The 13,641-nt window shown below is 44.0% G+C and carries 16 protein-coding genes; 8 read left to right on the forward strand and 8 right to left on the reverse strand.

Features of this window, described 5'->3' with window-relative positions:
* The first annotated feature begins 69 nt into the window (after nt 1–69).
* Together GVY04_13675 and GVY04_13680 are read left to right on the forward strand one after the other, a co-directional pair.
* Nucleotides 70–1,194, forward strand: a complete 1,125-nt coding sequence (locus GVY04_13675; protein NBD17142.1) for an ABC transporter permease — start codon at nt 70–72, stop codon at nt 1,192–1,194.
* Between the two features lie 263 nt (nt 1,195–1,457).
* Nucleotides 1,458–1,646: a hypothetical protein gene (locus tag GVY04_13680; GenBank protein NBD17143.1), complete on the forward strand. Its 189-nt coding sequence runs from the start codon at nt 1,458–1,460 to the stop codon at nt 1,644–1,646.
* Here the strand turns inward: GVY04_13680 and GVY04_13685 are convergent.
* A complete protein-coding gene (locus GVY04_13685; GenBank protein NBD17144.1) occupies nt 1,637–2,836 on the reverse strand; it encodes a bifunctional sterol desaturase/short chain dehydrogenase in 1,200 nt (399 codons plus the stop codon). The two genes, GVY04_13680 and GVY04_13685, sit on opposite strands and share 10 nt — an antisense overlap.
* Nucleotides 2,837–2,975: 139 nt before the next feature.
* Here GVY04_13685 and GVY04_13690 point away from each other — a divergent pair, with 139 nt between their 5' ends.
* Entirely contained in the window at nt 2,976–4,409 is a 1,434-nt protein-coding gene (locus GVY04_13690; GenBank protein NBD17145.1) for a glycosyltransferase, read from the forward strand.
* On the opposite strand, the gene GVY04_13695 is transcribed toward GVY04_13690, so the two are convergent.
* Together GVY04_13695 and GVY04_13700 are read right to left on the reverse strand one after the other, a co-directional pair.
* Nucleotides 4,406–4,714: a DUF3181 family protein gene (locus GVY04_13695; GenBank protein NBD17146.1), complete on the reverse strand. Its 309-nt coding sequence runs from the start codon at nt 4,712–4,714 to the stop codon at nt 4,406–4,408. The genes GVY04_13690 and GVY04_13695 overlap by 4 nt on opposite strands.
* The gene (locus GVY04_13700; GenBank protein NBD17147.1) at nt 4,707–4,967 is read right to left on the reverse strand and encodes a hypothetical protein; all 261 of its coding nucleotides are present in this window, start codon (nt 4,965–4,967) and stop codon (nt 4,707–4,709) included. The genes GVY04_13695 and GVY04_13700 overlap by 8 nt, the downstream gene beginning before the upstream one ends.
* A gap of 90 nt (nt 4,968–5,057) precedes the next feature.
* Here GVY04_13700 and GVY04_13705 point away from each other — a divergent pair, with 90 nt between their 5' ends.
* The 3 genes from GVY04_13705 to GVY04_13715 all read left to right on the forward strand — a co-directional run bounded on the left by GVY04_13705 (nt 5,058) and on the right by GVY04_13715 (nt 7,194).
* Nucleotides 5,058–5,171 carry a PetM of cytochrome b6f complex subunit 7 gene (locus GVY04_13705; GenBank protein NBD17148.1) on the forward strand — a complete coding sequence of 38 codons (114 nt, stop codon included), beginning with the start codon at nt 5,058–5,060 and terminating at the stop codon, nt 5,169–5,171.
* A 283-nt stretch (nt 5,172–5,454) separates the two neighbouring features.
* Complete coding sequence (gene psb28, locus GVY04_13710; GenBank protein ID NBD17149.1) at nt 5,455–5,826, forward strand: photosystem II reaction center protein Psb28; 372 nt, start codon at nt 5,455–5,457, stop codon at nt 5,824–5,826.
* A gap of 258 nt (nt 5,827–6,084) precedes the next feature.
* Entirely contained in the window at nt 6,085–7,194 is a 1,110-nt protein-coding gene (locus GVY04_13715; GenBank protein ID NBD17150.1) for an S-(hydroxymethyl)glutathione dehydrogenase/class III alcohol dehydrogenase, read from the forward strand.
* Nucleotides 7,195–7,306: 112 nt separating this feature from the next.
* Here GVY04_13715 and GVY04_13720 read toward each other — a convergent pair whose 3' ends face one another.
* The 4 genes from GVY04_13720 to GVY04_13735 all read right to left on the reverse strand — a co-directional run bounded on the left by GVY04_13720 (nt 7,307) and on the right by GVY04_13735 (nt 12,020).
* Nucleotides 7,307–8,740: a DUF697 domain-containing protein gene (locus GVY04_13720; protein ID NBD17151.1), complete on the reverse strand. Its 1,434-nt coding sequence runs from the start codon at nt 8,738–8,740 to the stop codon at nt 7,307–7,309.
* 171 nt (nt 8,741–8,911) lie between these two features.
* Entirely contained in the window at nt 8,912–9,268 is a 357-nt protein-coding gene (locus GVY04_13725; GenBank protein ID NBD17152.1) for a response regulator, read from the reverse strand.
* Between the two features lie 42 nt (nt 9,269–9,310).
* Nucleotides 9,311–10,267 carry a hypothetical protein gene (locus tag GVY04_13730; GenBank protein NBD17153.1) on the reverse strand — a complete coding sequence of 319 codons (957 nt, stop codon included), beginning with the start codon at nt 10,265–10,267 and terminating at the stop codon, nt 9,311–9,313.
* Complete coding sequence (locus GVY04_13735; GenBank protein ID NBD17154.1) at nt 10,215–12,020, reverse strand: response regulator; 1,806 nt, start codon at nt 12,018–12,020, stop codon at nt 10,215–10,217. Before GVY04_13735 ends, GVY04_13730 begins: the two co-directional genes overlap by 53 nt.
* A gap of 333 nt (nt 12,021–12,353) precedes the next feature.
* Here GVY04_13735 and GVY04_13740 point away from each other — a divergent pair, with 333 nt between their 5' ends.
* Together GVY04_13740 and GVY04_13745 are read left to right on the forward strand one after the other, a co-directional pair.
* Entirely contained in the window at nt 12,354–12,779 is a 426-nt protein-coding gene (locus GVY04_13740; protein NBD17155.1) for a DUF1830 domain-containing protein, read from the forward strand.
* Nucleotides 12,780–12,850: 71 nt separating this feature from the next.
* Entirely contained in the window at nt 12,851–13,111 is a 261-nt protein-coding gene (locus GVY04_13745; protein NBD17156.1) for a hypothetical protein, read from the forward strand.
* Between the two features lie 165 nt (nt 13,112–13,276).
* Here GVY04_13745 and GVY04_13750 read toward each other — a convergent pair.
* On the reverse strand, nt 13,277–13,641 hold a 365-nt coding region (locus GVY04_13750), incomplete at its 5' end, for a photosystem II q(b) protein (protein NBD17157.1).

Here is a 13,641-nt window from a genome sequence, read left to right on the forward strand (position 1 = left end):
ACACAGAGGATTTAAGAATAAAAGTATCGATTATTTAGTTTATAGAGATGCTGTAATAAATCAAGAATAATGAATCTAATCCGTCATTTTTTTGAAACTCGTTTTTGGTCACTGGCTAGAAAAGAAGTTCAACAAATTTTTACCAATAAACAAATCATATTTCTGCTGGTTTTTCCGCCAACTCTCCAACTTTTACTCCTCGGATTCGCCCTGAACCCAAATCTCACTGAAATCAGTTTAGGCGTGGTCGATTATTCACAGACTCAAGATAGTCGAGAGTTAGTTTCTTCCTTAACAGAAAATGATACGTTCGATGTCACGTTCAACACAATTCAAGAAGAGCAACTGGTGCAACAAGTTCGTACCGGAAAAGTTACCAGCGGTGTGATTATTCCTCCGGATTTTAGAGAAAAGATCCTTGAAAATAAAACAGCAGATATTCAAGTTTTAATTGATGGTGTTGATGCCAATACAGCTCAAATTACGAGAGGATACATACAACAAATCATTAGAAATTATAACCGGCAAATTAAGAGCACTGCTGCTACACTTCCGCTCAATACAGAAGTGATCTTTTTATATAATCCCGGTTTAATTAGTAGTTGGTTTTTTGTTCCTGGAGTAATGGGGTTAGTGCTGACTTTAACGGGTTCCCTCGTTTCTTCAGTTACAGTAATTCGAGAAAAAGATGTCGGAACACTGGAACAATTATTAATGACTCCCGCCTCTGCTTGGGAAATTTTACTTGCAAAAATTACACCTCTATTTACATTAATAATGGGAGATTTTTTACTAGCTTCGACGATTGGTTGGCTGGTTTTCAAGCTTCCGTTTCGAGGAAACTATTTATGGTTTTTAATCTTTTCTGCCATTTATATATTTGTAGTCATTGGCTTAGGACTATTATTAGCAACATTATCCAAAACTCAACAACAAGTCGTGCTAATTTCTTTCTTTTTCAATGTTCCTCTCATTCAGCTTTCGGGGGCAATTGCACCGATTGAAAGTATGCCACCATTATTTCAATTTCTTTCTTTGGCTGACCCGATGCGCCATTACATCGCGATCGCGCGCCACCTCATCCTAAAAGATGTGGGAATTGGACCTCTGTTACCCAATGTAATCGCCTTAATTTTCTTTGCTCTTCTCTTACTCGGAATTAGTATTAACCGTTTTCGTCGTCAGTTAACTTAATCAATCAACGACCGGGCAATCAAATCAGAGTTATTCAAGATCCATTTTCAATCACTCCGGTCGCTTCTTAACTGAAGCAACTTGGTCAGCGGAGAAGATCAATGAGGGTTGTTTAAACGATGGCAAAAGCTTACTTTTAGATATAGAATTATATCAGCATGGTGATTCATGATCCGAAGGCAAAGAAGAAAAGGGCGAAAGTTCTGGGCTTGCAAGTGGTTGAGGCTCCTTCTCCCTAGTTTAAGTTTCTGGAGAGTTACCAAATGAAACATTTGAGTCAAATTGATCCTTTTCTGGAAGGAAGAAAAACGCCTTCTCCTGAAGAAAGAAAGAAACTCTATCAGCAAAAAGCCCAACAAATCCAGGAACAAAAAGCCCAACAATTGCGGGACATTCAGTTAATGGAGGGAGTTATTTTACTACCTAATGCTAAAGAAATTATTTACTCGTGAGCGCTGTGACTAAACAGTTTAAAGTAAGTAGAAACGAAAAATTCTTTTAGAGGAAATAATAAATAGGTCAAAGGATTAATCGTTACAATAATATTACGAAAATCACGCATTGCTAAGTTCACAATTTGTTTAGCGACCCAAGATGCAGACATTACACCAATCGGATTCAAATTACTTTTAAAGGGTCCTAAAATTAATTTACGAATGACACAAGGTGAATCTAAACGACGCAGCGTCACTAAATCCCCTAAGGTTCGTTTGGAAAGCTCATAAAGGGGACTAACTGCTGGACTCACTTCTGCTTCCGAGGTATTCACCCAAATTTCTTTACGCACTTTGTCTTCATTCGTGCGAATCGTCTTTAAAAACGCTTCCAGCAAGCGCCAACTCGAAAAAGCATTAACTTGATAAGACCGATCAATGGCTGTTTCTGTTCTTTCGCCGTGAACATTAATGCCATGATTCAAGATTAAAATATCAATTTTTTCTAGAGACTCAGCCAGATCATGTTCTTTCCCATTTTCCCAAGTGAGGGGATGAATTTCGGTGCCATCTTTGAGGACAATCGGTTCGGTTTTAGAACTCAAAGCCGTTACTTTCGCCCCGCGATCGCGCAGTGTTGTTAATAGGGCTTTTCCTAAAGTTCCCGAGGCGCCGGTCACTGCTACCCGTTTGCCTTTTAGGGAAAGAGCAGTCCCCACTAATTTATCCACAATTGTAAACGTACTGCAATAGTAAGCCTTCTGATTATCAAAATGGTGTCGCCAATGATACGGACGATTCACTCGCCACTGACCGGGAAGCGTGGTAAAAGTTCCCGGACGATGGGTCAGATCAGTCAGTTCATCCGCATAGGCTAAACCACTGCCCCGTGCCATTGCGCTTAACAAAAATCCCCCGGTGTAAACCGTTCCTGTCCAGGCAACCCAGTCCGAAACCAATAGCGCCGGCAATAAACTCCCTACTAACATCACACCACATTCGGGGACATCATTTTGCCATTGGGAACGCCGATATAAATTTTCATCAGCCACACTTAAATCAGGGCGAAATACCCGATGATGGATCTGATGTAACCGATATAGCGGCTTCCAAAAATGCGACAATAGATGATAACTATCTCGAACTAATTCCACCCAAACCACACTCATTAGCGCGATCGCGCCCCATCTTAACCATTCCATTAACATTTTTTTGAAACCTAAAAAATTAAGCTATACTCCCAACAATAGTGTTGCGCTTTGATTTTTAATAACAGTTAAGTTTTATTATCTAAAGTTAAGATAGAACTAAGACAACTCTCCTGTCAATCATTACCCCCTAACCTGTATGCCACAAAATTCCTGGACAGACAATAATTCTTACGAAGAGTTTAATCCGATAGAAGCCCTCCTATCAGAATGGTCTGATGCAGAAACAGAAGAAGAAGAATGGAGTAGCGATTTTTTCCAAGGTTTAGGGGGAAGACGCTGGAAAGCAGCGGTAACTTTGATGATGGTTTGGGGCACCACGATTGCTCTCCATCTGATTTCCTGGGGATCCTGGCTCGTCCTCGCGATTACCAGCTTACTGACCTTACAAGTAGCACGTCTGCTGTTCAGTCGTCCTGTCACGCCACCCACTGCTTTAGCCGATCAAGATTTGCCAAGCGCACCGGTGGTTTCTATTTTAGTGGCGGCGAAGAATGAAGAAGCAGTCATTACCAGTCTTGTGGAAAGCCTTTGCAATCTTGACTATCCTCAAGACAAATATGAAATTTGGTTCATTGATGACCATAGTACAGACAAAACACCGGCTTTATTAGATCAGTTATCGCGGCAATATCGTCAACTGAAGGTGCTGCATCGCCCGGCAAATGCGGGCGGCGGCAAATCAGGCGCCCTCAATCAAGCCCTGACACTGAGTAAAGGGGAAATTGTAGCGGTCTTCGATGCGGATGCCCAAATTCCCCCAGATATTTTACGAAGGGCGGTTCCCTTTTTTAATACAGAAAGCATTGGCGCTGTGCAAGTGCGTAAAGCCATTGCCAATGCGGGACTCAACTTTTGGACGAAAGGACAACAAGCGGAAATGGCACTGGATAGCTATTTTCAACAGCGTCGCATTGGTTTAAGGGGAATTGGTGAATTACGAGGGAATGGTCAGTTTGTTCGCCGTAGCGCCCTTGCTAGCTGCGGGAAATGGAATGAACAAACGATTACCGATGATCTGGACCTCACCATTCGCTTACATTTAGATGAATGGGAAATTGGGTTTGTCAATGACCTGAGTGTGAAAGAAGAAGGAGTTACCAGCGCGATCGCGCTTTGGCATCAACGCAATCGTTGGGCAGAAGGCGGGTATCAACGCTATCTCGACTATTGGCGTTGGATTATCCGCAACCGCATGGGATTTGGGAAAACCCTTGACCTCAGCGCATTTTTACTCTTCCAATATTTGCTGCCTACGGCGGCGCTTCCTGATCTACTGATGGTCTGCTTGCGCCAAGGACCCCCTCTCTATTTACCGGCGACGAGTATGATGTTTACTTTGTCAATTTGGGGGATGTTCCAAGGACTGAGAGGAACGCAACCTCACGACAGCGAAGCCAAACTGACGCCTTGGCAACTCATTGGGGAAACGCTACGCGGAACCCTTTACATGATTCACTGGTTGCTCATTATCCCCAGTATGACGGCTCGTCTTGCCGTTCGTCCCAAAAAGTTGAAGTGGGTCAAAACCTCCCATCAAGGCGAAGAAAAACAACACCAATATGAAACTTAAAGCTGCTTTTGGTACTCCTCAAGCAGTTCCATTAAATCACTCACGGCATGGGAAGGGAGTAAGTCCAGTAAAGGAAGCTGGGTCCGTCCTTCCCCCAGTTTGACAGAAACTCGTTTCAGGATATCTTCGACTTGTTCCGTCGTCAGACTTTTATTTTCCAGTAGGGGATACACCTGTTCCGCAACGGTAGTATGCAGATGGGCATCGGACAAATAGAGATGCCACTTAGCCACATCAATGTAAATTTTATCGCCAATTTCAGCAGCGAGGGCTTCAATTTCTCGGGTGGGGTTAGAGTTAGCCATCGGATTTTTTGGGTTGAGTCGAATAGTCCGCGATCGCGCTAATGTAGACGAAATGTAATGCTAAAATTGCCAACCAGCTTAACGTTAGCCAAAGGGTCCATTGCCAGTCTGCTTGATTCAGTTGCTTAAAGAACCATGATCCAGAGTTGATGAGCGTAAAAACAGCAACATGAACCGCAAAATTGATTCGGTCTTCTAGTTTCCGGTAAGCGGGATCTTGACGGGTGGGTTTACGGGGCCAACGCGGCGGCATAAGCAAGTATTTTCCAGAACCTACAAAACTATACTATCATTATTGAAGAAGCGATTGTTGGATTACACACTTGCATAATAAGGGAGACTTATGACTGCCAACACCATAATTTTTAATGCTGCTGTTTTATCATTTACATTGATTTTAGTTGGCTTGGCTTGGGGCTTTTTGCTACTCAAAATTCAAGGCAATAGTGCTGAATAAATTTTGAAGTCGTCCGTACTCCGCTTTGATATAACAGAGCTTGCGGATGACCGTTGGTAAATCAAATCTCATCAGCCAAGGCAATGATCGGTTATTAGTTATTTTTTATTCGTTGTTAGTGGTTTTTTATACTTAACAAGCAACGTTTAAATAGTAACTAATAACTTATTATTAATGATTTACTAATTTGCCATTGATTCTTAGGCAAATCCTGGCTCTCAATTAATAACAGCTCAGGCTTCTCCCTTGCCGATAAAAAGAGAACAATATGTGATGTAAAATTATGTCTGAATCTATCCCGACCATTGAATTTTTTGAAGGCATCCCTGAAGAAATTAGTGATGTTCGTTTACGTCAAGAAAAATCAACAGGCATCCGTAATGTTTTGATGATTTTTGAAAAGTTAGAAGCTTTAGAACGGTTTAATAGTTTTCGTCAGCAATTTTCCAAAGCTTTGAATTTAACTGATTCTGAAGGTAAAATTTCTGTTGAACCGGATTCTCTGCGCTTTATTTATGGCGGACCGGAAGGAGATGATTTACAACGGGTTGAATGTACGTTTGCCATTGATCAAGATGATCATTGGGACCGCTTTATGCGTTTTATGCACCGCTATGCAGACGCTAACGGGATGGCGTATGAGGATAAACAGTGATTCAATGAGTTTGGGGAGAGGAAGTGCGCTACTGTAATTCAGGGACGATTAATAATCAATAATTAGGGGAATTGAGAGAGGGTATGAACTTTATATTTCTTGCTTTTTTATTCGTTTTCGACTCTCTGCTCAAATAATGAAGTCAAGTTGACAGTTAAAAAAATAACGGGTTAACAAGATTCTAAATGTTTCGTCAACCTGAAATTTGCACTAACCACCATTTTCTCTAAAGTAAACACAGTAAAAAAAATAATAATAATGGATGTAAAAGCAGCAGTTGCCTTTGAAGCCAACCAACCCCTGAAACTGGAAACGGTACAACTTGATCCCCCAAAAGCGGGAGAAGTGTTAGTCGAAATTAAAGCCACAGGCGTTTGTCATACGGATGCTTACACCCTATCGGGAAAAGATCCCGAAGGACTCTTTCCGAGTATTTTAGGACATGAAGGGGCTGGGGTCGTTATGGAAGTGGGAGAAGATGTAAAAAGCGTTAAACCGGGCGATCATGTCATTCCGCTTTATACCCCCGAATGTCGAGAATGTAAATTCTGTTTATCTCGGAAAACCAACCTCTGTCAAGCCATTCGTTCTACTCAAGGGCAGGGCGTTATGCCCGATGGGACCAGTCGATTTTCCTTGAACGGCGAAAAACTCCATCACTTCATGGGCACCTCCACCTTTGCCAACTACACCGTCTTACCGGAAATTGCAGTGGCAAAAATTCGTGAAGATGCCCCCTTCGATAAAGTTTGTTATATCGGTTGCGGGGTCACTACCGGTATTGGTGCTGTCTTATTTACGGCTAAGGTAGAAGCTGGGGCTAATGTGGTTGTCTTTGGTCTCGGTGGGATTGGCTTAAATGTGATCCAAGGCGCAAAAATGGTCGGCGCTGACAAAATTATTGGCGTGGATATCAATCCTAAAAAACGTCCCCTTGCCGAACAATTTGGCATGACGGATTTTGTTAACCCCCATGAAATTGAAGGGGATGTGGTAAGCCATATCATTGAACTCACTGATGGCGGGGCTGACTTTAGTTTTGAATGTATTGGCAATATTAATATCATGCGTCAAGCCTTGGCATGTTGTCATAAAGGTTGGGGCGTTTGTACCATTATCGGTGTTGCTGGAGCAGGAGAAGAAATTTCCACTCGTCCGGTACAACTGGTAACCGGTCGGGTGTGGAAAGGAAGTGCCTTTGGTGGCGCCAGAGGACGCACCGATGTCCCAAAAATTGTTGATTGGTATATGGATGGCAAGATTAACATTGATGATCTGATCACTCATACCCTACCCATCGAACAAATTAATGATGCCTTCCACTTAATGCATGAAGGCAATTCGATTCGTACGGTTCTGACATATTAGGCGTTATGGGCTAGCACCTGATACAGCAGCTGTGAAAGAGGATTGAACAGCTACCGATGACTCCCATGGAAAAGGAAGTTTATGCTGTCGCCTGAGTCCAAGCCTTTAATATCTAAGAATTCACATAAGATTGTGAGACATTAGTCTGCTGAAACAACTTCTCTTTTCCCTTTTGCAGGATACTCTTAAACAAAGCAGTCCGTTGATTATTCTGGAAGACTTCTTGCAACTTCGTTTGTAAACGGTTGAGATTTAAAGTTTCTCCACTTTCTTGACTCAATTCTTGTTCTTGGAAGTATGCAATTAAACTTAACCCAGCAATGCGAGTGAGATAAGCTGCACTTAACCCTTGTACTGTTCCCCCAGCAAGATAAGTCAAGGCGTTTGCTTTTAAGACACTGGTCATGGTTTGGGTGGAAAATTCCACTAACCCTAACTGCACCATTTGTTTACCCAAGGTTCCTGCAACAGTTTGCGCTTGTTGCCAGGAAAATTGGGGTTGATACAGTTTACCAAGATCAAAGACAAGTTGGGCATTAATGGCGGCGGTGGCAAGTAAATCTAGACTGCTAACCGGATTGACAAAAGCAGTTCCTGCTGCTACCCATTGATATTGTTCAATATAGGGCATAGCGTGTTGACGACGAATCCCATTGAGAATTACTTTTGCCTCTTGCTTCAGCAGGTAAGTTTTGCGCCAAGTGCTTTGATAAAGGAGAGTTTGTTTTTCTTCACTGAGAAGGGTTTGTAAGCGCGTTCCTAACGTTTCGATTTGAGGTTCAGGGGTTTCTTCCCATTCTTCGTGAGTATTATCGACTTTAAATTTGCGCACTTTAATCGGTGCTGGCGCTGCAGTGGTGCTGATAATATCCGCTTCGGGAATTATCTCACTGAGGCGAGTTTTGAGTTGCTTTAAGATGACGGCTTGTTGCTCGCTAGAGTAGTGATCTTGTTTGTTAAAGACGAGTAAAATCTTTTGTTGGAGTTGACTCCACTTTTTAATGGTTTGATATTCAGAGTCAGTGAGGTCGCCATTCAAAACGAAAATCGCGATTTCGCAAGGGAGAACGCTGTTTTCAATCGCTGTGCTATCGCTATCGTTTTGATACAGGGCAGGGGTTTCAAGGAGACTCTCAGCAGAAAGGGTAAGAGCTGATTTGAGGCGTGTTTTTCCGACACTTTTTCCGCCTGTAATCGCAATTTGGAAGCTGTCACGATTGAGTTGATCGGGGAGTTGATCAAGACGCTGTTGGAGATGAGAAATATCAGTTTCTGGTGCTTCGGTTGCGATTCGGTCTAAAATTGCTTGCGTGGCTTTGAGAATTTCATCAACCGCTTTTTGATCAATGGGGGCTTCTATGGGAGAAACGGAGGTCTTGCTTTGTCGCGATCGCCACCACCAGAGACCACTTCCCAGCGCGATCGCGCCTGTAATGCCCCATTCTCCCAATCCCATTAAGGAATCTTGCACGGTAGAACCAATCCACAATAAAAAGGATAAACCGACACCTGTGACTAAAATTGGCTTTCGTAGTTGCAGCGCCATAATTCAATTCTCCCTAAGCACTTTAAAGCACACCTCTCTAATATCCTAAGCTATTTTGAGGAAATCAAGCGCTAAATTTACCGTTGATTATCCTACCGCAGGAGGGGGATAAAATTAGCAAGTTATCTCAGCGAGATTAGCCATATTGATCTTAAGGTTGAGTCACCTCTCTTAGGCATCAACTGGGTTTAACAGCGCCGAAATCCGGCTCAAAAGAGTTTCCAAATTAAAGGGCTTGGCCAGAAAACAATCAGCGCCCTTAGCGAGAGCGGTTTCTTCATGAATTAGAGCACCACTGATGGCAATAATAGGCAGCTCGGGATTGATCGCTTTTAAGTTACTGATTAAGTTAAACCCGTCCCAGTTAGGTATCATGATATCGGTCACAACGAATTGAATCTCTGATTGGTGTAGCTGGTATTGTTCCAGAGCTTCCGCCCCATTCTGAGCCAGCAAAATGCGGTAATGATGGATTTCAAGGAGAGCTTGTAGCATCCGACGCACCATTTCTTCGTCTTCAACAACCAAAACGAATGCCTTCTGATGGCTGGGAGTCGTTGTGAGCTCAGGCTATAACGGCTCTTTTTCCGGGCTGTCGCTGGCGAGCAAGGGGAAATAGACTTTAAATTGAGTCCCCGAGCCCACCTGAGTGTCAACCTGCAAAAACCCCTCATTGGCTTTGACCAGTCCACGCACTGTCGCTAAGCCCAATCCGGTGCCCTGCCCCGGTGCCTTGGTGGTAAAAAACGGGTCAAACATCCGTTCTTTCACTTCAGGGGGAATCCCGATACCGGTATCAGCTACCGTTATAACAGCGTAATCGCCCACATGGGCATCCAGATTTTGGGCTGCCATTGCCTCATCCACAAACACCTTCGCCGCTGAAATAGTCAGCGTTCCACCATTGGGCATCGCATCCCGAGCATTAACACATAGGTTCAAAATAATCTGGTGAAGGTAGGTCGGATCGACTAAAATCATGTCTAGAGCGGGCTGGGTTTTCTGTGATGGGGGAATATTGATCTGAGTTTTGATGGATGTAGGAAAGCTCTGCTGAATGATGATGGTTTCTTCTTGCAACAGAGCTGCCCAATCAATAAGCTCCCGTGCTCCTTCACTCATACGAGTCACTGAAAGAATTTGTTTGACTAGGTTGCCTCCCCGTTTAGCGCTAGATTCTATAAAGTTTAATTGTTCTAACCCTTTGGCATCGAGTCCCTTCTGCGTCAACTTGAGAAGCTGAGCCAGAGTCAGAATTGGAGTGAGAATATTGTTGAGGTCGTGGGCAATGTCGCTCGCCAAACTCCCGAGGCTCTCTAGCCGTTGAGCCTGATAAAACTGCGCCTCCAGATTTTTCTTTTCAGTAATATCGGTGGAGATGACACCGATCGCGTAAGGGGTACCTGTGGCATTGTACAGCGGAAACTTGACGGTGATATAGCTGTGAATGCCATCGGCTAGGGGGGCAGTATCTTCAATCTGCATTGCAGCCAGCAGAGAAGACTTCGCGATAAACGCCCTCTCCACTGCATCGAATCAGGAGATCAGGCAGAGCCGCTAAAATCGCTCGATTTTTAGCTTCACTTTCCTGTAGAGACAATTCGGCTTGTTTGCGATCACTGATATTCGTCGCCACCGTCGTCACCTGCCAGCACGCGGCAGCCTTATCCCACTGAGAAGTCAATGTTTCAGAAATCCAGCGGATGGTATCAGTTTTATCTCGGAAGCGGTACTCGACGGTGAAACTTGCTTCAGCAAAAATGGGCTCATAGGCGGGTCTGATTACCCTCTCGAGATCTTCTGATACTACCCGTGACTGCCAGAGATGGGGATCTCCCATCATTTCAGCCTGGGAGTACCCATAGACGGTATCACATCCAACCGACATAAATCCATGAACATAGCTGTGATCCGGATAGGCTGCAAACTCACCGATCGCTGCTCCTACATTGTCAAAAATCCGGCTGAGTTGCGTTTCGGATTTCTGGAGAGCGGCTTCAGCACGTTTGCGATCGCTGATATCGCGCAAAATAGAGAGATGACGACCGGGAATAAAATGAGCGATCGCGTTGAACTCAGTATCTTTGATTTGACCATCAGGTTGATGAATCTGAAACTCTCCCGACAACTCACCGTCATGCAAAAACTGCTGCCAGACCTCTGCTATATCGATTGCTGGGTCTGCAATATCAGCAACGTTACACCTCAGCAAGTCTTCACGCGTCATGCTTAGTAACTCGCACGCTGCTGGATTGGCATTGATATAGTCACCCTCATCATCAGCGATCAAAATAGCTTCCAGGGCATGGTCAAATAGGGCTTGCCATTGGTTTTCTTGTTGCTGCAGCTCTTGATTGGCTTCCATCAATTGTTCGGTGCGCTCTCTTACCTGCATCGCCAATTGATTACGAGCCGCTTTTAACTGCTCCCGTTCTTGGGCTAAAGCTTCCTGGGCAATTTCGAGATCTTGGTTTTTCTTGCCCAGTTTGGCTTGGGTCGCTTGCAGTTGTTCGAGAGTTTCCCGTAACTCCTCATTGACCCCCTTGAGCTGAGCCATCTGCAGTGATGATGACTCATCTGTTGAAGCAAATTGAACTTCATCATACAACGGATTCAGCCGATAGCTCTGCCGATGCACCGTTTTAATAAAATCCTCAGGAGCACCAGCCGCTTTCAGCTTTTTACGCAACTCCTTGACGTGGTTGCGAACAGTTTCCTCGCCCACAATCTCCAGGGCACTCCAGCCCTGTTCTAAAATAGCGCGGGCACTCTGAATTTTCGGGGCATAGCGCAGCAATACTTCCAGCGAGCTATATTCTTTGGGAGTCAGGTTCAGCAGTTTTTTTCCGTAGCTCACCTGCAACTGACTGGGATCGAGGGATAATTGTCCCCAGTGTAAGATCGGTGGGGCTTTCAAGTCTCCCCGACGCAGCAGAGACTGTATGCGCGCCAGCAGCTCTTCCGCCTCGAAAGGTTTAGTCACATAGTCATCGGCTCCGACGTTGAGGGCAGTCGCTTTGGTCTGGGCTGAGGCTTCCTCCCCTGTCAAGAGCAGAATGGGAGTCTGTATCCCCTTGCTGCGAAGCTGCTGACAGAGGCTGACTCCATCTAAATTGGGCAACCCAATATCCAGCACGATCAGATTGTAGTCATAGGCTTCTGCCATTTCCAACCCTTCTGAGCCATCCGCAGCGAGATCCACCGTGTAGTGATGGCTGACCAATAAAGCTTCAATCCCATAGACGACAGTCGTTTCGTCTTCAACAACTAGAATTTTCATAATGATCCCCTTGAAGTGTTAACTAAATAGGGATCTTGGAAAGTCTGAAGTCGCTATCGTCGAGATCTACAAGAGAGAAATGAGGCTTTTCAGTCACTAAAACCCTCAGCTTTGCTCATTTGTTAAGCATTTGTTTCGCAGTCCCCCTAAATTTCAACTCCCCTTATCTTCCTTCACAACTTCATTATAAAACTACTGCCACAATTCTTAAATGAAGAATACTTGACTTGTCTCATTGATCTTTAGAGAAATCAGGAAAAACAACTAAGCCTGAAACAAGCTATTTATATACAGCTCAAAAACACTTAGATAGCTATAAATGGAGAAAGTTTAATGACAAAAGAAAAAGTACCTCAGCCTGACTCCTGCAAACATTGTAAATATTATAACTATGAAGGAAGACGCGGTGGTCATTGCTATCTGTTGGATGTACCGGTTCGAGCAAATTGGTGTGCTTGTCCTTTAGGCATTTCGATCGTTGATCGTTGCGAAGATCCTCTACCCGTTAAAAGTCCGCTTTTCCCCACCAAAATTCTGTGCCGCTATACCAATGACACAGACCAACATCAGATTATTCGGATTTCAAATATTCCTAGCTGGTTTTTTGAACGAGCCGTTTTCCCTGGACAATCCGTAAAGTTTAGAGCCTTTTCCAATGGTTTGCTTGAGATTCATACAGAGGAGTCTAGTGGGTCAATCCTCTCAGATATTATTCCCTGTGATCAATTACTTCTCATTTTTGTCAAAGTGATCTCTTGATGCAAACGGAATGCCCCGCCTGCGATTATCTGTGAGTTTTTAATATGGAACCCAAGCACAATTTGCTACAAATGAAATTAATAGAATTAAAACAAGTTATTTTTGACTTGCAAGCGATCAACCCAAAAACTGAATTTGATATTACTGAATATGCAGAACTTATGGAAAATATGGGATTACAAAAATATGCTGCTGAAATGGCACTATTCAAAGCGTGCAAGATCATCTATCACAAAAACCCTGTACTGGCTAATCAACTTTGGGAAGAGTTACTAGAAACTTCAGATGATCTGGTTCAGCAAATTTATAACAATGTTCCCATAAATGATTGATAACAGGCAGTTTTAGGATTGCTTGGTCACAACTTACTGTTTCACAGCCTGCCTATGCCCTAGAGATATCCTATCGGTTATACTCAGTAAGTTCAACCTAAATTTAAAGAACAAAAACCCCCTCACAGTGGAGGGGGTAAAATTTAGCGAGCTATCTCAGCAAGATTAGCCGTTGATTTCAGGCGCTTGCATCGCTACGGGAGTCGCTTCGCCTGCTGCTAAGTCTAAGGGGAAGTTGTGCGCGTTCCGTTCGTGCATCACTTCAAACCCTAAGTTAGCGCGGTTTAAGACGTCTGCCCAGGTGTTGATAACGCGACCTTGGCTGTCCAGGATGGACTGGTTGAAGTTGAATCCGTTGAGGTTAAAGGCCATGGTGCTGATCCCTAAAGCAGTGAACCAGATGCCAACTACGGGCCAGGCGGCTAAGAAGAAGTGCAGGCTGCGGCTGTTGTTGAAGCTGGCGTATTGGAAGATCAGACGACCAAAGTAACCGTGGGCAGCAACAATGTTGTAGGTTTCTTCTTCTTGTC

It is taken from the genome of Cyanobacteria bacterium GSL.Bin1 (assembly GCA_009909085.1).
Lineage (GTDB): Bacteria > Cyanobacteriota > Cyanobacteriia > Cyanobacteriales > Rubidibacteraceae > Halothece.